This is a genomic window from Halochromatium sp. (assembly GCF_054919635.1).
On the sequence record NZ_JBUDPI010000040.1, the window covers coordinates 1 to 17,092 of the forward strand.

18 protein-coding genes are annotated in these 17,092 nt (G+C 62.7%); 13 read left to right on the plus strand and 5 right to left on the minus strand.

What is annotated here, in order from left to right:
- Nucleotides 1-820, minus strand: an 820-nt coding sequence (locus ACY693_RS04365) for a HAMP domain-containing protein (protein ID WP_462320610.1), incomplete at its 3' end; no start/stop codon positions are given.
- Nucleotides 817-1,797, minus strand: coding sequence for an ABC transporter substrate-binding protein (locus ACY693_RS04370; RefSeq protein ID WP_462320611.1), 981 nt, complete (start codon nt 1,795-1,797; stop codon nt 817-819). The genes ACY693_RS04370 and ACY693_RS04365, both read right to left, overlap by 4 nt.
- Nucleotides 1,798-2,105: 308 nt before the next feature.
- Here ACY693_RS04370 and queC point away from each other — a divergent pair, with 308 nt between their 5' ends.
- Genes queC through ACY693_RS04385 form a run of 3 tightly spaced genes read left to right on the plus strand, consistent with a single transcriptional unit; the run spans nt 2,106 to nt 4,843 of the window.
- Complete coding sequence (gene queC, locus ACY693_RS04375; protein WP_462320612.1) at nt 2,106-2,807, plus strand: 7-cyano-7-deazaguanine synthase QueC; 702 nt, start codon at nt 2,106-2,108, stop codon at nt 2,805-2,807.
- On the plus strand, nt 2,807-4,009 hold the full coding sequence (locus ACY693_RS04380) for a 6-carboxytetrahydropterin synthase (RefSeq protein ID WP_462320613.1): 1,203 nt from the start codon (nt 2,807-2,809) through the stop codon (nt 4,007-4,009). The genes queC and ACY693_RS04380 overlap by 1 nt, the downstream gene beginning before the upstream one ends.
- A gap of 60 nt (nt 4,010-4,069) precedes the next feature.
- On the plus strand, nt 4,070-4,843 hold the full coding sequence (locus tag ACY693_RS04385) for a radical SAM family protein (protein WP_462320614.1): 774 nt from the start codon (nt 4,070-4,072) through the stop codon (nt 4,841-4,843).
- A gap of 14 nt (nt 4,844-4,857) precedes the next feature.
- Here ACY693_RS04385 and ACY693_RS04390 read toward each other — a convergent pair whose 3' ends face one another.
- Entirely contained in the window at nt 4,858-5,955 is a 1,098-nt protein-coding gene (locus ACY693_RS04390; RefSeq protein ID WP_462320615.1) for a transglycosylase SLT domain-containing protein, read from the minus strand.
- 131 nt (nt 5,956-6,086) lie between these two features.
- Here ACY693_RS04390 and ACY693_RS04395 point away from each other — a divergent pair, with 131 nt between their 5' ends.
- Genes ACY693_RS04395 through dnaQ form a run of 3 tightly spaced genes read left to right on the plus strand, consistent with a single transcriptional unit; the run spans nt 6,087 to nt 8,088 of the window.
- A complete protein-coding gene (locus ACY693_RS04395; protein WP_462320616.1) occupies nt 6,087-6,863 on the plus strand; it encodes a class I SAM-dependent methyltransferase in 777 nt (258 codons plus the stop codon).
- Nucleotides 6,850-7,332 carry a ribonuclease HI gene (rnhA, locus tag ACY693_RS04400; RefSeq protein ID WP_462320617.1) on the plus strand — a complete coding sequence of 161 codons (483 nt, stop codon included), beginning with the start codon at nt 6,850-6,852 and terminating at the stop codon, nt 7,330-7,332. Before ACY693_RS04395 ends, rnhA begins: the two co-directional genes overlap by 14 nt.
- A 27-nt stretch (nt 7,333-7,359) precedes the next feature.
- Nucleotides 7,360-8,088, plus strand: a complete 729-nt coding sequence (gene dnaQ, locus ACY693_RS04405) for a DNA polymerase III subunit epsilon (RefSeq protein ID WP_462320618.1) — start codon at nt 7,360-7,362, stop codon at nt 8,086-8,088.
- A gap of 129 nt (nt 8,089-8,217) precedes the next feature.
- Here dnaQ and fnr read toward each other — a convergent pair whose 3' ends face one another.
- Together fnr and ACY693_RS04415 are read right to left on the minus strand one after the other, a co-directional pair.
- Nucleotides 8,218-8,976: a fumarate/nitrate reduction transcriptional regulator Fnr gene (gene fnr / locus ACY693_RS04410; protein WP_462320619.1), complete on the minus strand. Its 759-nt coding sequence runs from the start codon at nt 8,974-8,976 to the stop codon at nt 8,218-8,220.
- Nucleotides 8,977-9,195: 219 nt separating this feature from the next.
- Nucleotides 9,196-9,609 (minus strand): sulfur globule family protein, encoded by a 414-nt coding sequence (locus ACY693_RS04415; RefSeq protein WP_462320620.1) that lies wholly within the window; start codon nt 9,607-9,609, stop codon nt 9,196-9,198.
- Between the two features lie 256 nt (nt 9,610-9,865).
- Between ACY693_RS04415 and ACY693_RS04420 the strand changes: the two genes are divergently transcribed.
- From ACY693_RS04420 to truD, 7 genes are all read left to right on the plus strand, one after another.
- A complete protein-coding gene (locus ACY693_RS04420; RefSeq protein ID WP_462320621.1) occupies nt 9,866-11,623 on the plus strand; it encodes a CTP synthase in 1,758 nt (585 codons plus the stop codon).
- The gene (gene kdsA / locus ACY693_RS04425; protein ID WP_462320622.1) at nt 11,623-12,456 is read left to right on the plus strand and encodes a 3-deoxy-8-phosphooctulonate synthase; all 834 of its coding nucleotides are present in this window, start codon (nt 11,623-11,625) and stop codon (nt 12,454-12,456) included. Before ACY693_RS04420 ends, kdsA begins: the two co-directional genes overlap by 1 nt.
- 152 nt (nt 12,457-12,608) lie before the next feature.
- On the plus strand, nt 12,609-13,889 hold the full coding sequence (gene eno, locus ACY693_RS04430) for a phosphopyruvate hydratase (RefSeq protein WP_462320623.1): 1,281 nt from the start codon (nt 12,609-12,611) through the stop codon (nt 13,887-13,889).
- Nucleotides 13,890-13,967: 78 nt separating this feature from the next.
- Entirely contained in the window at nt 13,968-14,261 is a 294-nt protein-coding gene (ftsB, locus tag ACY693_RS04435) for a cell division protein FtsB (RefSeq protein WP_462320624.1), read from the plus strand.
- The gene (gene ispD, locus ACY693_RS04440) at nt 14,258-14,980 is read left to right on the plus strand and encodes a 2-C-methyl-D-erythritol 4-phosphate cytidylyltransferase (RefSeq protein WP_462320625.1); all 723 of its coding nucleotides are present in this window, start codon (nt 14,258-14,260) and stop codon (nt 14,978-14,980) included. Before ftsB ends, ispD begins: the two co-directional genes overlap by 4 nt.
- A gap of 70 nt (nt 14,981-15,050) precedes the next feature.
- Entirely contained in the window at nt 15,051-15,590 is a 540-nt protein-coding gene (gene ispF / locus ACY693_RS04445) for a 2-C-methyl-D-erythritol 2,4-cyclodiphosphate synthase (RefSeq protein WP_462320626.1), read from the plus strand.
- Nucleotides 15,587-16,672 carry a tRNA pseudouridine(13) synthase TruD gene (truD, locus tag ACY693_RS04450; RefSeq protein ID WP_462320627.1) on the plus strand — a complete coding sequence of 362 codons (1,086 nt, stop codon included), beginning with the start codon at nt 15,587-15,589 and terminating at the stop codon, nt 16,670-16,672. Before ispF ends, truD begins: the two co-directional genes overlap by 4 nt.
- The last annotated feature ends 420 nt before the right edge of the window (nt 16,673-17,092 follow it).

Genomic DNA, 17,092 nt, shown 5'->3' on the forward strand with positions numbered 1-17,092 from the left:
CTCGCCCAAACGGCGGGCGCGCGAACGGATGGGGAACAGCGGGAATTGCTGCAAGCAGTGCCAGCTCGTCCCGACCCTTAACCACGGCACGGGCATCGAGATCGCCCTGGTAGAGATGCTCCAGGGTCTGTGTGAGCGAGCGCACAGGGGCTGCGACGCGTCGATAGATCAGACCGAATGCGCTGATGCAGAGCAGACCAAACAGGATGGCTGAGCCGGCGAGCCTGATCGCGATCTGATTCGCTTCTTGCGCGATTGCCTGTCGACGCTCGCGCAGCAAGGCGTCCAAGGCGATATCGAGCATGACGCCATGACTGGCAATCTGGCTGAGGATGATTCGCGTGCGCTCGGTCATCGGCGGTGGCTCGATCGCCGATCTAGACCCTGGGTCGCTCGCTCGGGTGCTGCTCGCCGGGGTGCGGTCTGGTGCGCTGTCTGGCCCGCTTTCGGGGGAACCCTCTGGAGTGGGGCTCGAGCCCACTGGCGCTGCCAGATTGGCGACCGCATCAAGCAAGACCTGGACCCGGTGCGCGGCCTTGAGTGCCTCGGGATGTTTCTCGCCCTGCTGTCGCAGGCGTCGTTGGATATCCTCAGCCTCGGCTTGAAGACGTCGCCAGAGTTCAGGTCCAGCGCCGAAGAGCAACAGGCTATCGGTCGCCACCGATAGATGATCGATGCGATGGCGCAGCTCGAACAGCTCATTGAGCTCGGTCTTGGCGGCTTCGAGCCTGGTATGGCTCTGCAAGGTGATCCCAAGCAGGAGCAGCAGCCCGATACCAGAGACGATGATGCTGGCGATCGAAAGATGCAGGAGCTTCATGGGCTCTGGGGCGCCGGCGGCGGTATGCTCACGGCTCCTGGCCGCAGAGCGCGCAGGATCGAATCATCGATCAGAGCAATCACATCGATGATCGAGCTGGAGACCCTTTGGTGATACGCCGTTGCCCAGTAGGCCTGTTGCTGCAGTGCCGCGATCAGTGACCAGTCGATACCCAGATCATAATCGAGCGACTGTCGCTGCCAGTCCTGGTCTAGGGCGGCTAACGGTAGACCGAAGTGCTCCGCGTAGAGGGCGAGTAGGTCGCGTTCTTGCTGGCTGAGCAGCTCGATGGCGTCTCGATAGGTTGCGAGCATTGCCGCGCAGCGCTCGCGATCTTCAAGCGCCGTGCGTCTTGAGGTCACCAGGACCCATTTCGCTGAGTAGAACGGGCTGACTGGAAACTGGCCAAGGTCATCTCCGAGCCGAGCGCGAAGCTTTGTGATCCAGGGCTCCTGGATCACGGCGGCATCGATGGCGCCGTCGGTGAGAAGCGCTTGGACCTCGGTGTCCGAGTACTGACGGAGCAGTCGGATGTCTGGGGACAGCTCTTGCAGCGTACTGAACAGCCACCAGAGAAACTCGGCGTTGGTGCTGGTTGGCAGCGCAACCTGCCGTCCATGCAGATCGCTTGGTTCGTCGATCGCGCGCTCGCGCAGGAAGACGACCTGGTTGATATTGGTGGAGTGGATCAGTCCGGCTAGGATCACAGGGTCTTCAGGACCCCCAGGGGAGCTGTCGAATAGATGGTCAATGACCAGAGGGGTCAGGGTCATCAAGGCGAAATCAACCTGACCATCCCGAAGGCGCTCGAGCTTGCGCTCGCCTGAATCGTCGACACTGATCTCGGCGTCTAGGCCATGTTGGGCGAATAGGCCTCGCTCCTCGGCCACCAGGGTCGGCAGGTCGCTGAGATTGATCGATGTCGCGATGCGCACCGGCTCAAGCATCAGGTCTCGTGCAGCGGCTGGGAGCGCCATGCTCAGAAGCAACAGGCCGAGCCACCAAATCGCTGGCACACGCAGCCTTCTTGACCATCGGCCAGGCAGGGGATGGGCCAGCAGTTTGGTCGATGCGGATGTGATCACGGAGGCTTGGCCGGGCGCTGAAAGATAGGTTCCAGTATCGCTCATTCTGGGCCGGACCGCTGGCGCGGAACGCGATCTGGGCAGACCGATCCAACCGCGGCAAACCGTTAAGATCAACGCAGTGCTCGGGTAACCGACGTAAACTGTCCAAGACTGGCCCCAGCTGGCCGCTGGGGCGACGATAGACCGGAGGTAACAGGATGGCGAACGCCGTGGTGTTGTTGAGCGGCGGATTGGATTCGGCGACGGCGCTTGCCATCTGTCGCGATGCTGGATTTGATGCGTACGCGCTCTCGTTTCGCTATGGACAACGGCATCAGATCGAGCTGGAGGCGGCGGCGTCGGTTGCCGCTGCTCTGGGAGCGGCCGAGCATCTGATCGCCGACATCGATCTGCGGCGTCTCGGCGGCTCGGCACTGACGGCTGATATCGAGGTGCCCAAGGATCGGGATACCGACGCGATGGCCGCAGGGGGCATCCCGGTGACCTATGTGCCAGCGCGCAACACGCTCTTCCTCTCCTTTGCCTTGGCCTGGGCCGAGGTGCTTGAGGCGAGCGACCTCTACATTGGTGTCAACGCCCTCGACTACTCCGGCTATCCAGACTGCCGCCCCGAGTTCATCGCCGCCTTTGAGCATATGGCCAACCTGGCGACTGCGGCCGGGGTTGAGGGGCGTCAGCAGCTGCGCATCAACGCGCCTCTGATCAACCTGACCAAGGCTGAGATCATTCAACAGGGCACCGCACTTGGGGTCGATTATGGGCTCACCAGCAGCTGCTATGATCCAGACGACCAGGGTCGCCCCTGTGGCCATTGCGACTCCTGCCTGCTGCGCGCTCGGGGCTTTGCCGAGGCCGGCCTCCAGGACCCGCTGCTGCAGCGCTTTGCCGAGCCGTACTGATGACTGAGCGTCTATTCCATAAGGCCGCAGCGAGCTTCGAGGCGGCTCGCCGGTTGGCTGCGCTGCCGCCTGGACATCCCAGTGCGCGTTTGCATGGGCATGGCTTTAAGGCGCGTCTACTCGCCGAACTGCCGCCGGCCTGGGGCGGTTTTGATGGCGCAGAGACCGACGCCCTGGATGTGGCCCTGCGAGGCGCGGTCGAAGGGCTCGATTATCGCGATCTCAATGAACAGCTCGCGGTTCCTTCCGACGAGAATCTAGCCCTCTGGGTGCGGAGGCAGCTCGAGCTCGGCGACCCTGTGCCCGGTATCGTCCAGGTTGGGGTCCAGAGCACGAGCGAGCAGGGCGTCGAGCTCAGTGTCCCAGCGCTGTCGAGCGATGACGCTGAGCTGAGCGCTGCTGCGAGGGGGCGAGCGTGCACTGCACAGGTCTGGCGGCGGTTCCGATTCGAGGCGGCCCATCAACTGGTGAACGTTCCTCCCGACCATCAGTGTGGCCGCATGCATGGGCATGGCTTCGAGGTGATCCTGCATGCCAAGCAGCCCCTGGGCCTGCAGTCCGATGGCCTGGTTGACGCTGGCGCCCTAGGCAGAGGCATCGATTACGATCGGCTGAGCGCGATCTGGTCGCCGCTTCATGCCGAGCTCGACCATGGCTGTCTCAATGACCTTCCTGGGCTCGAGAATCCGACCAGCGAGCTCCTTGCGGCTTGGATCTGGCAGCGGGTCAAGCCATCATTGCCCGAACTGTCCGTTGTGAGTGTCTACGAGACCTCGAGCGCCGGCTGCCATTATGATGGCTGCGAGTTCCGCATCTGGAAAGAGCTCCGCTTCGAAGGGGCGTTGCGGCTTCGAAACGCGCCAGCGCAAGACGCTCGGCGCCGTCTGCACGGACATAGCTACCTGCTACGTCTGCATTTGACCGCCCCCCTCGATGAGGTGCTCGGTTGGACCATCGACTACGGGGACGTCAAGACCTTGTTCAAGCCTATCTATAAGCAGCTCGATCATTATGAGCTCAATGGGCTGCCGCAGCTGGCCGAGCCGAGCGCGGCTGGGCTTGCGCGCTGGATACGGGCGGCGGTCACGGAGGTCTTGCCGCAGGCGGATCGGCTCGAGCTTACCGAGCGGCCGGGCTGTGGCGTGCTCCTGTGCTCGCAGGCATCGGCTCCAAGGCAAGAGGTTGTGGTGCTCCCACTCTAGAGACTGTTGGATCTGACGGCGATTCGCAGAGGCCGCAGACTCCGCTTGGCGAGGAGATCGATGGGCAGGGTGTATCAGGTCAACGAGGTCTTTCACAGCTTGCAGGGCGAAGGCGCGCGCAGCGGCCGTGCGGCGGTGTTTTGCCGCTTCGCCGGCTGCAATCTCTGGTCTGGTCTCGAACAGGATCGGGCGAGCGCGGTCTGCAACTTCTGCGACACCGATTTTCGCGGCACCAATGGGCGCGGTGGCGGGCGCTTCACCAGCGCCGACGCCCTTGCCGAGCATATCCTGCAGCAGTGGCTGGGCCAAACGCAGCTGGAGCCTGAGACGCGATCTGGATCGACCTTCGCTGCAGAGTTCGGGGCAATGCCGAGCGACAGCGGTGAGGTGAGCCGAGGCTTCGCCGATCAGCCTGCGGACACGGAGCGCGCGCAGCAGCGGAGCAGGGGTCAGCGCTATGTCGTCTGCACCGGCGGCGAGCCGCTGCTGCAGCTCGACCTGGCCTTGATTGCTGCGCTGCATGCGCGCGGGTTTGAGGTCGCCGTCGAGACCAATGGCACCCAACCGGCTCCGGCCGGCATCGACTGGCTCTGTGTCAGTCCCAAGGCCGGGGCGCCATTGAGGCTTCGCTCTGGCGATGAGCTCAAGCTGGTGTTTCCCCAGTCTGGCGCGCTGCCCGAGCAGTTTGCGGACTTGGATTTCGATCACTTTTACCTGCAGCCGATGGACGGACCGCAGCGCGATGCCAATACTCAGCGTGCGCTGGCCTACTGCAAAGGCCATCCACAGTGGCGCTTGAGCCTGCAATTGCACAAGCTGCTTGGCATTCCATAAGGGAGTCGATCAACTCAGAGCGCCTGATCGAAGGCTGTCTCCGAACGCTTGTTCGTGCCTGCCAAGCTCGGGGCCTTGAGCGCTCCGGCCTCGGCCAGTGCCGTCCGCAGTCTGTCACCGGTGCCAGCGGGCACCAGCACCCGATGCGGCCCGCTCGGCAGGGTCTTGCCGCGCTTGAGTCCAGGATTGAGATGCTTGAGCTGGGTGACCGTGACGCCACAGGCTTGCGCCGCTTGGGCGAGATCGATCTGCTGCCGCGATTCAACGACCTCGAGCCGGGGATGGTCGGCGACCTCCGGCATCGTTAGCCCGAGCGTATCGTGCTCGCGAACCAGCTTGGCGATCGCGAGCAGCTTGGGCACATAGGCTTCGGTCTCGTTCGGGAGGTTGAGCGACCAGAAGTCGACAGGCTTGCCAGCGGCTTCATTGGCCCGCTGCGCGGCGCGTACGCGCCCTGGGCCAGCGTTATAGGCCGCGAGTGCCAGGGCCCAGTCGCCGTCAAGCTCGCGATGCAGCTGCCGCAGGTAAGCGATGGCGCCTCGTGTCGAGGCCAGGATGTCGTTGCGTCCGTCGTACCAGCTATTCTGCTTGAGGCCCATCTCAACCCCTGTATAAGGCATGAACTGCCACATTCCGGTCGCGCTCTTAGGCGAGACCGCTCGCGGGTTGTACCGGCTTTCGACCTCGGGCAGCAATGCAAGCTCGGCGGGCAAGCCGCTGCGCTCCAATTCCTCAACGATCAGGTGCAGATAGGGCTGCGCGCGCTTGCTGAGATCCGTGAGATAATCGCGATCGCGCTTGAGCGCTCGCAGCGCCTGCTCGACTCGCTCATGATGAGCAACCCCGAGGCCTTCTCCGTAACGGACTCGATCCCATAGATCGCCACCCGTGCTGGTAAAACGATGTCGGCTCTTGGCTCTGCCATCCTCTCGCCCAACGACGCGAACGTCGATGGCGGGTCGGACATAGCCATACTCGCGTGCTGAGACCGAGAAGGTCTGACCACTAGCGAGGCTATCGTCACTGGGTCGATGGCTGGCGCAGCCACTGAGATGGGTCAGGAATCCGGTTGTGGCGCAGACGAGCAGAACGGTGCGAGCAGCACTTTGCATAGCAGGTTTTGGCAACGGCTGGATTTGAGAATGATGCGCTTTGTTCTTGTTTTGTCGCGCCTCAGGGACCCAATATACGGGAAAACCCGGAGCCTTGCCAGCGGCGCGCCGGGCCAATGGCGCGCGGACCGATGAGAACCTGTCTTCAGGAGAGCAGCGCCGGGCAGACGTTTGAGGCCTTGGCAGCCTGGCTGGATACAGGGCTTGGTCGTCAGGTTGCGCGCGCCGAGCGCAAATGCGTCGAGCGGATGATCGAGAATTCATTTGGCCACTTCTTGGTGCAGATCAGCTGCGTCGGCGACTTCAGCACCGCGTTTGAGCATAGCCGCATCCGCTCTCACCTGGTCCTTAACGAGTCTGACTGCCAGCGCTGGTGCGGCTCACCGCTGCACGCGAAAGCGGCCGAGCTGCCGCTGGCCGCGGCCAGTGTCGATGCGCTGCTGCTACCGCATACCCTCGACGTTGCGCTGCAGCCGCAGCGTGTGCTGCGAGAGGCCGAGCGTGTGCTGATCCCGGAGGGGCGCATCCTGATCATCGGTTTCAATCCCTGGAGCACCTGGGGACTGATGCGCGGTCTGCTGGGTCATCGGGGACCACCCTGGTGCGGCAATCAGTTGACCTCGTCTCGACTCATCGACTGGCTCGACCTGCTCGGTTTTCAGCTCGAAATGCGTGAGTGGCTCGTCTTTCGGCCGCCGTTGCGCTCGGTCTACAGTCGCCGCCTCAATTGGATCGAAGAGGCCGGTGCGCGTTGGTGGCCGATCTTTGGGGGTGTCTATGTGATCCGCGCCGTGAAGCGCGTGAGTCTTTCCACGCCAATGAAACCGCGCTGGAAGCGGCGCCCGGCGTTCCTGCCGGGAGGCGCGGTCAAGCCAACCGTTCGTGAGGGCAATCATGCTCGACAGTGATTCGTCTGGCACACAGACGCAGGGGCATCGCGCAACAGGCGCGGTCGAGGTGTTTACCGATGGGGCCTGCAAGGGCAATCCTGGTCCAGGCGGTTGGGGAGCGCTGATGCGCTATGGGGAGCATGTTAAGGAGCTGTTCGGGGGCGAGATACAGACCACGAACAATCGCATGGAGCTGATGGCGGTGATTCAGGCGCTTGAGGCCCTGAAACGCAAGAGTCGTGTGATCCTGACCGTCGATTCACGCTACGTCCAAGACGGCGTTGAGCGGTGGATGCCGCGTTGGAAGCGCAACGGTTGGAAGACCAAGCAGGGAGGGGCGGTCAAGAACCAGGATCTCTGGCAACGGCTCGACCGGGCGCTTGCCGATCATCAGGTGAGTTGGCGCTGGGTGCGTGGGCACAGCGGCCATGTCGAGAACGAGCGAGCCGATGCGCTTGCCAATCTGGGTATCCCGAAGCGGGCCTAGACCCTCGCATTCATCAGGAATCCAATGATGCGACAGTTGGTGGTCGATACAGAAACAACCGGCCTGGAGCCGAGCGAAGGGCACCGGATCATCGAGATCGGCTGCGTCGAGGTGATCGAGCGTCGTTTGACGAAGGCCAATTTCCACCAGTATCTGCAACCGGATCGTGAGATCGACGCCGGTGCGGTTGCGGTGCATGGCATCTCGACGGCCTTCTTGGCTGACAAGCCGCGCTTTGCCGACATCGCCGAGGAGCTGATTGCCTATCTCCGCGGTGCCGAGCTGATCATCCATAACGCCGCGTTCGACGTTGGATTCTTGAATCACGAGCTGAGGCAGTGGCGTCCAGACGCCCCTCGCATCGAAGACCTATGCACCGTCGTAGATACCCTAGCACTAGCCCGCCAACGCCACCCCGGGCAGCGCAATAGCCTCGATGCCCTCTGTCGCCGCTACGAGATCGATAACGCGCGGCGCGAGCTTCATGGCGCGCTACTCGATGCGGAGATCCTGGCCGACGTCTATCTCGCGATGACCGGCGGCCAGGTTGCACTCGCACTCGGTCAGGAGTCGATTGCACATCATTCGGGAGAGCCTGCCCAAACGGGTGTCGTAGCGAGGCGGGTACGAAAAGACCGGCCAGCGCTGCGCGTGGTGCGGGCGAACGAGGCCGAGACAACCGCACATCAGCGGCGCTTAGAAGCGATCAATGTCGCGAGCGATGGCGGCTGCGTCTGGCTCTCGCCGGCTCGGTAAATCCTAAGCCATCGAGGCTTGAGCCCCTAATGAATCAGTGCTCTGCAGCCGATCTCGTCGTTTCGGCGCGAGTCCTAGCTTCAGTTCCGGGCTGCAGTCCGGGCTCGGTGATCTGCCCTGCCGACAGGATTAGTTCGAGCGTTGCTTGTGGGTGCTTGAGGGAGGGGAGCCTGCCATCATTTCGAGCGCGGGAAGGTTCAGCACCTCAACATGCTTGCGATCGACCCGCAGCAAACCATCCTCTTGGAAGCGCGTGAACAGCCGGCTGACGGTTTCGACTGCGAGCCCGAGATAGCTCCCGATCTCGTGTCTCGACATGCTCAGATAGAAATCGGTTGGCGATAGTCCGCGTTTGCTGAGCCGACTCGACATGCTCGTGAGAAAGGCCGCGAGGCGCTCTTCTGCGTTCTTCTTGCCAAGTAGGAGGAGCATATCGGCGTCTTGGCCGATCTCCTTGCTCAGTAACCGGTACATCTGGTGCTGGAGCGACGGGATCGAGGCTGCTAGCTCCTCGAAGCGTTGGAAGGGGACCTCGCAGATCGCCGAGGTCTCGAGCACCTTGGCCGAGCAGGCGTGACAGGACTTATCGATCGCGTCGAGTCCGATGATCTCACCGGGCAGGTGGAAGCCGAGCACCTGCTCGCCGCCCTCCTCACTCGGCGCATAGGTCTTGACCGAACCGGTCTTGACCACATAGAGGGAGCGGAAGCGCTCGCCACCACGGAACAGGTGGTCACCGCGATGCAGGGGACGGGACCGCTTGATGATCGAGTCGAGACGTTCGACGTCTTCCGGCGCGAGGCCCATCGGCAGACAGAGCTGCGACAACGAGCAGTTCTTGCAGGCGACTCGGATGGTGTCGAACGAGATTACTTTTCGCTGAGTCAAAGCAAGATTCCAGTGGATGGTTTAGCCCTATTCTGCAACTCAAGTTGACATGCATCAAGCGTCAATCTGATTTGCATACACGCGCGCTAAGCAATGTTATTGCTGGTTGAAGGTGCGCAGGGTCGGCCACAGTGGGCGGTGAGCGCGAGGAGGGTGGTATTAAAAAATAAAAAGCCGCGCCGAGGCGCGGCTTTAGGGGTAACAGCGGTTCGCTGCTACTTACTTCTGCTCTTCAGAAGAAGGTGCCGACGGGGCCATCGGGGCACCGTAAGGCATGCCGTAGGGGGCGCCATAGGCAGGTGGGGCGCCGTAGCCGTAAGGTGCACCATAGCCGTAGCCCGGGTAGCCGTAGCCGCCAGGATGACCATAGCCGTAGCCATCGCCGTAGCCGCGCCCGTAGCCATAGCCGCGCCCGCGACCATAGCCGCGACCACCGCCGCTCATGTTCATGTTGAAGTCGCCATAGCCGTCACCGAACATGTCGCTGAACATGTCGCCCATGCCGTCGCCCCAGCCGTTGCCATAGCCAGGTCCACCGTAGCCAGGCCCCCACCAGGCCTGGGCGGCGCTCATCGAGAAAGCGGCGCCAGTGGCGATCGCAGCAATACCCATGACCTTTGCAAACTTGTTCATCTAATGCTCCGAAAGGGTGGTGAATCGATCCGACGCAGCCGGCACGATCATTGATGGTTGTCATCGCGTCGCGCTGCGAAGGAGGTCCGCAGATAACGAACGGAGGGGAGTATACGTGCACCAAGCATTGCTTGTGAAGTCTATGAGCGAGGCCATGGCATCGGGCCTTTTGCGACCGGAATTGTGAGGTCGGGACCAATTTGCTAACGTGGTTGGCGTATCCTATCCAGACCCACGTTGTCTGCCTGCACAGGTTATGCCCAAGCTTGTTTTCGTTACCGGCGGCGTTGTCTCGTCGCTCGGCAAAGGTATTGCGTCCGCGTCCTTGGCTGCGTTGCTCGAAGCGCGCGGCCTCAAGGTCACGATGATCAAACTCGACCCCTATATCAATGTCGATCCGGGCACCATGAGCCCGTTTCAGCATGGTGAGGTCTATGTCACCGATGATGGTGCCGAGACTGATCTCGATCTCGGTCACTATGAGCGCTTCCTCCGCACCCGGATGGGGCGCAACAACAACTTCACCACCGGACAGATCTACGAGAGTGTGATCCGCAAGGAGCGTCGCGGTGACTACCTCGGTCGTACCGTGCAGGTGATCCCGCACATCACCGACGAGATCAAGGATTCGATCCGACTCGGTGCCGGCGATGCTGATATCGCCATCGTCGAGATCGGCGGCACCGTCGGCGACATCGAGTCGTTGCCATTTCTCGAGGCGATCCGCCAGATGCGGGTCGAGGTCGGTGTCGAGAACGCGCTGTTCATGCATCTGACGCTGGTGCCTTACATCCCGGCCGCTGGCGAGATCAAGACCAAGCCCACCCAGCACTCGGTCAAGGAGCTGCGCTCGATCGGTATACAGCCCGACATCCTGCTTTGCCGGGCCGAGCGCGACCTGCCTGACGAGGAGCGGCGCAAGATCGCGCTGTTCACCAACGTGCCTGAGCGGGCAGTGATCTCGGCGATCGATGCCGACCACATCTACCGCATCCCAATGCTGTTGCACGCGCAGGATCTCGACGCGCTGGTGGTCCAGCAGTTCCGCCTCGAGGTCGCGGAGGCTGATCTGTCGGAGTGGCAGCGCGTGCTCGAAGGGCTCGAGCAGCCGCGTGAGCGGGTCACCATCGGCATGGTCGGCAAGTACATGGGGCTGACCGAGGCCTACAAGTCACTCTCCGAGGCCTTGATCCATGCCGGCGTGCAGACCCGTACCCGGATCGACATTCGCTACCTCGATGCTGAAGAGATCGAGTCGAAGGGGCCAGACTGCCTCGACGGGCTCGACGCGGTGCTGGTTCCAGGCGGCTTTGGCGAGCGCGGCATCGAGGGCAAGATCGCGGCAGTGAGCTACGCCCGTCAGCAGCGCATCCCGTACCTTGGGATCTGCCTTGGCATGCAGGTCGCTGTCATCGAGTATGCGCGCAATGTCGCCAAGCTTGAGGCTGCCCATAGCACCGAGTTCCAGCAGGAGACGCCCCATCCCGTGATCGCGTTGATCACCGAGTGGCAGACCGAGCAAGGCAAGCGCGAGACGCGCAGCGCCGAATCCGACAAGGGCGGTACCATGCGGCTCGGCGGCCAGAACTGCCGCCTTGAGCCCGGTAGTCTGGCGCGCGCGACCTATGGAAGACACCAGGTCCGCGAGCGGCATCGGCACCGCTATGAGTTCAATAATCGCTACTGTGATGCGATGAAGGATGCGGGGATGCGATTCTCCGGCTGGTCGCTGGATTCGAAGCTGGTCGAGATCGTCGAGATCCCAGATCATCCCTGGTTCGTCGGCTGCCAGTTTCATCCCGAGTTCACCTCGACACCACGAGATGGGCATCCGCTGTTTGGGGGCTTTATCGAGGCAGCGCTGGCTTATCAGAAGCGTCAGGGCAGGGCTCAAGAGCCGGTGGTCATCGGATCAGATGGCGGCGCTGATGCCAATGCCCAAAGAGCGGCAGCCGCTGCGTCCGAGGACAGGGCTTCCCCGCGTCGTCCCAAAGGTCAACGGGAGCTGGTTTGATGCAACTGTGTGGCGTCGAGGTTGGCATCGAGCAGCCATTGTTTCTGATCGCTGGCCCCTGCGTGATCGAGAGCGAAACGCTGGCGCAGGAGACAGCGGGACAGCTCAAGGAGATCAGCGCTCGGCTGGGCCTGCCATTCATCTATAAATCCTCGTTCGACAAGGCCAACCGCTCATCGATCGATGGCTTCCGCGGGCTTGGGCTCGAAGCCGGACTGAAGGTGCTCGAGGCGGTCCGCGAGCAGATCGGCGTGCCCGTGCTGACGGACGTTCACGAAGATACGCCACTGGCTGAGGTCGCGGCGGTGGTTGATGTGCTGCAGACACCGGCCTTTCTGTGCCGCCAGACCAACTTTATCGTCTCGGTGGCGGCGCAGGGGCTGCCAGTGAACATCAAGAAAGGCCAATTTCTGGCCCCTTGGGACATGGCGCGCGTGGTCGAGAAGGCGCGCTCGAGCGGAAATCAGCAGCTCATGGTCTGTGAGCGCGGGGTCAGCTTCGGTTATAACAACCTGGTCTCGGACATGCGCTCGCTGGCGGTGATGCGCGAGAGCGGCTGCCCGGTGGTCTTCGATGCGACGCATTCGGTGCAGCTTCCGGGAGGCCAGGGCCATAGTTCGGGCGGTCAGCGCGAATTCGTGCCGGTACTGGCGCGCGCTGCCGTCGCCGCTGGCGTTGCCGGCTTGTTTATGGAGACACACCCCGATCCCGATCAGGCGCGCAGTGATGGACCCAACGCCTGGCCCCTGGATCGGATCGAAGAATTATTGGAGACCCTTATCGAGCTTGATCGTGTGGTCAAGACGCGGGGTTTTCCTGAGCAAAGGCTCTGACACACCACCGAGGACGTCGCGACACCGATACGAGCCGCCGACTGAGCGGCCCCCTAGATGCAATCGGTCATTGATGCGCTCATGAAGCGCTCTTGATCCGCCGGTGATCCGCTTGTCACATCTTTTTTTGTGCTTTGAAAGAGGTTTGAGCCATGTCTGAGATCGTCGATGTCCGTGCCCGCGAGATCCTTGATTCGCGCGGCAACCCCACCGTTGAGGTCGATGTCATCACTGCGGAAGGTGCCCTTGGGCGGGCTGCGGTCCCGTCTGGCGCCTCGACCGGGTCGCGCGAGGCCCTCGAGTTGCGTGACGGTGACAAGTCACGCTACCTTGGCAAAGGTGTGCTAACCGCCTGTGCCAACGTCAATGGCGAGCTGCGCGATGCCGTGGCTGGCCTCGAGGTGACCGATCAGGAAGGGCTGGATCGGCACATGATCGACCTGGACGGAACCGAGAATAAGGCTCGGCTTGGTGCCAACGCCATCCTCGGCGTGTCGATGGCCGCTGCCCATGCCGCAGCGCAAGAGAAGGCGGTTCCGCTCTACCAATCCCTCGGCAGTGGTGACTATCTCTTACCGGTTCCGATGATGAATATCATCAACGGTGGCGAGCACGCTGACAACAGCGTTGACTTCCAGGAGTTCATGATTCTCCCGGTTGGTGCGCCGAGCTTGCGTGAGGCGGTCCGCTGGGGTGCCGAGGTCTTCCACGCCCTCAAGTCCGTGTTGAACGGGCGTGGGCTGGCAACCGCCGTCGGTGACGAAGGTGGCTTTGCTCCGGATCTGGCGTCGAATGAGGCGGCGATCGAGGTGATTCTCGAGGCGATCGAGAAGGCCGGCTACAAGGCAGGTCAGGATGTCTTCTTGGGCATGGATGTCGCTGCCTCCGAGTTCTACGAGGACGGCGTCTACAATCTCAAGGGCGAGGGCCGCGAGCTGGACGCAGCCGGCATGACCGATCTCTTGCTCCAGTGGGTCGGTCAGTACCCGATCATCAGTATCGAGGACGGCCTCGCTGAGGGTGATTGGGATGGTTGGAAAGACCACACCGAGCGGCTTGGCGGCAAGGTGCAGCTGGTCGGTGATGACCTTTTTGTCACCAACACCAAGATCTTGCAGGAAGGCATCGACAAGGGCATCGCGAACTCGATCCTGATCAAGGTGAACCAGATCGGCTCACTGACCGAGACCCTCGAGGCGATTCAGATGGCCAAGCAGGCGGGCTATACAGCGGTCGTTTCGCATCGATCTGGTGAGACGGAAGACACGACCATCGCCGACTTGGTCGTCGCGGCGGCCACGGGTCAGATCAAGACGGGCTCGCTTTCGCGCACGGACCGCGTCGCTAAGTATAACCAGCTGATGCGGATCGAGGATCAGCTCGCGGATGCGGCGGTCTTTGCCGGCCGTAACGCCTTTAAGCAACGGCTGTAAGCGCCTAGCGCTGGCCTGGGGCGGGAGCAGCACGGTTGCTGTGCCCCAGGGGCCGACTGAGACGGAGGATATGACTCGATGCGCTGGCTTGTCTGGGTCCTGGTTGCTCTCCTTGGGCTCCTTCAATACCGCCTCTGGGTCGGCGAGGGCAGCTTGGCCGAGCTGCACGAGCTGCGCGGTCTCATCGCCGAGACCGAGACGGAACTGGCTCAGCTGCAAGCGCGCAACAATGCGCTTGCGGCTGAGGTTGAAGACCTCAAGACCGGCCTCGAGGCGATCGAGGAGCGCGCTCGCAGCGAGCTGGGTATGATCCAGTCGGGCGAGGTCTTCTTGCAGGTGGTTGAGAAGCCAACCGAGGAGAGGGCGCCATGAAGGCGGCTCCCAAGCATTGGGTCGTGCTGCCGGCGGCGGGCGCTGGTCGCCGCTTCGGCAGCGCGGTGCCAAAGCAGTATCTGCCATTGGGCGACCGCCGCGTCATCGAGCACAGCATTGCTGTGTTCATCGAGCATCCGTTGATTGCTGGCTGTATCGTCGCCTTGAGTCCGGGGGACGAGTGGTGGCAAGAGACGGCCTATGTTGATCATCCAGCGGTCGTCCGCGTCCCCGGTGGCGCCGAACGCTTTGATTCGGTTGCCAATGCGCTTGCGGCCTTGGCCAACCAAGCGGCTGCAGACGACTGGGTCCTGGTCCATGATGCAGCCCGGCCTTGCTTGACCACTGCGGACCTGGATCGGCTTCTCGCGGCCCTGATCGACGAGCCGGTTGGGGCCTTGCTCGCGGTGCCGATGCACGACACGGTCAAGTCTGCCGAGGAGGCCTTCGGCGCGCGAGTCGAGCGCACATTACCGCGCCAGCAGCTCTGGCGTGCTTTTACGCCGCAGGCGTTTCGGCTCGGACAACTCCGCGATGCCTTGGCCTATTGCCGCGCAGAGCGCATGGCCATTACCGATGACGCCAGTGCGATGGAGCAGTTGGGATTGCGCCCGCTGCTGATCGAGGGCCGTGCCGATAATATCAAGATCACTCGGCCGGAGGACCTTCCGCTGGCCGAATTCTTCCTCGAGCAACAGCGCCGGCAGGAGCAACGATGAGGCAGGCAGATCCTAGACCGCAACAGCCCTTGGGCACCGAAGGGCTCAGACTCCCCACAAGGGTGCATCAGTGTTGATCGGACAAGGCATTGATGTCCATCGTTTTGCACCGGGCCGTCGGCTGATCCTAGGCGGCGTTGAGGTCGCGCACGATCTCGGACTCGAGGCGCATTCAGACGGCGATGTCGTGCTGCATGCGCTCTGCGACGCACTGCTCGGTGCAGCGGGACTCGGCGACATCGGTCATCACTTCCCGGATTCCGACGCCGCATTTAAGGATATCGACAGCCGCGAGCTGCTGCGACGGGTGATGCAATCGCTCGGTGAGCGTGCGCTGCGGGTCCAGAATGCCGATCTCACCGTCGTTGCCCAAGCACCCAAGCTGGCGCCCTATATCGCCCCGATGCGCGACTGTATTGCGGATGACCTCGGGCTGTCTCCAGCACGAGTGAACGTCAAGGCGACGACCAGCGAGCGGATGGGATTCACGGGCCGGGGCGAAGGGATCGCTGCCTTTGCCGTGGTCCTGCTCGACGATGCCCGGACCGAAGCAGGGACCGGAGCCGGGATTGGCGCAGGGACTGACGCTGGGGCTGGGACACCGCTGTGAGTATAGCGCCGACGCCAGTGATTGAGGTGACCAAGCCCTGGCGCTCATTTTCTCAGCTGCCTTACGCGTTCGGCGGTCCCCAGCTCAGCGCCCAGCTGCGCACACAGCCGGCGGACTTCATGGTCGACGAGATCCTCGCATTTGGTCCTGACGGCGACGGTGAGCACGCACTGCTGCGCATCCGGAAGACCTCTGCCAATACCGAGTGGGTTGCACGGCGCATCGCCTCCTTGGCGGGTGTCTCGATCAAGGCCATTGGCTACGCCGGACTCAAGGACCGGCACGCCGTCACCACGCAATGGTTCTCGGTCTATCTGAGCTCGGCGCCTGAGCCGCGCTGGCGGCTGCTCGCCGAAGACGGCATCGACGTCTTGGAGCAGCATCGGCATCGGCGCAAGCTCAAGCGCGGCTCCCTGGCCGGCAATCAATTCCGCATCCGGCTGCGCGAGATCCAGGGCGATCTCGATGCCGCGGCAGTAAAGCTTGAGACCCTTGCCGCGATTGGGGTACCCAACTATTTCGGCCCTCAGCGTTTTGGCCGCGACGCGGCCAATCTGGTCAGGGCGCAGGCGCTCTTTGCCGGCGTTGCACCGCGGGCGAGCCGACAGCAGCGTGGACTCTGGCTGTCGGCAGTTCGCTCGCAGCTGTTCAACGAGCTGCTGGCGCGCCGGGTCGAGCGTGAGGACTGGTGGAAGACGGCCTTGATCGGCGATCGCTTGCAGCTGCGTGGCAGCCACTCGCACTTCCTCGTCGATGGCATCGATGAACGTATCGCGGAGCGGCTGCGCTCTGGCGATCTGAGCCCTACCGGCCCGCTCTTCGGCGACGGTGAGCCGCTGACCGAGAGCGAGGTGCGTGCGCTAGAGGAGGGGGTCGCTGCCGATTACCCGGACTGGGTTGCAGGCTTGAAAGCGGCCGGCCTCAAGCAGGAGCGACGCGCGCTGCGGCTGGATATCGAAGACCTGGAGTTCGAGCGCATTGGGTCAACGGATGCCGTCTTGGGCTTTACGCTACCGGCTGGCAGCTACGCTACCAGCGTCTTACGTGAGCTCAGCAGCTGGACAGAGCCGTCCTTAGGCTAGGGCTGCGCGCGTCCTCGCATTCTGAATCTCAGCCTATCGGCCTCTGATCGGCCTGCTCCAACGCGTCTAGCGCCTACGATCAACTCCTGCTGGCGGCGTTATACCCATAACACGCCAATTGACGGCATGGCATAGCGGAGGGTTGGGTGGCGGCCAGCGGGGGTGTCGACGGCATGGATGCCGTCGTCAAGCCTCCAAGGACGGATTCACGGCGTCCCCCGGTCGCCGCTGCCCGACCCGGAGCCGGAGCCGGAGCGAGCTCAGAATGCCGAAAACCGATCTGCGATGGGTATATAAAGGCAGGTATTGACGAATGCGCAGTAAGCGTCCCTGAAATGCGAAGAGCGATCCCTCCAGGGCAACGGCTAACGCTCGTTGCCTGGAGGGAACGTCGGCTTTGGCACCAGGCTCTCATCGATG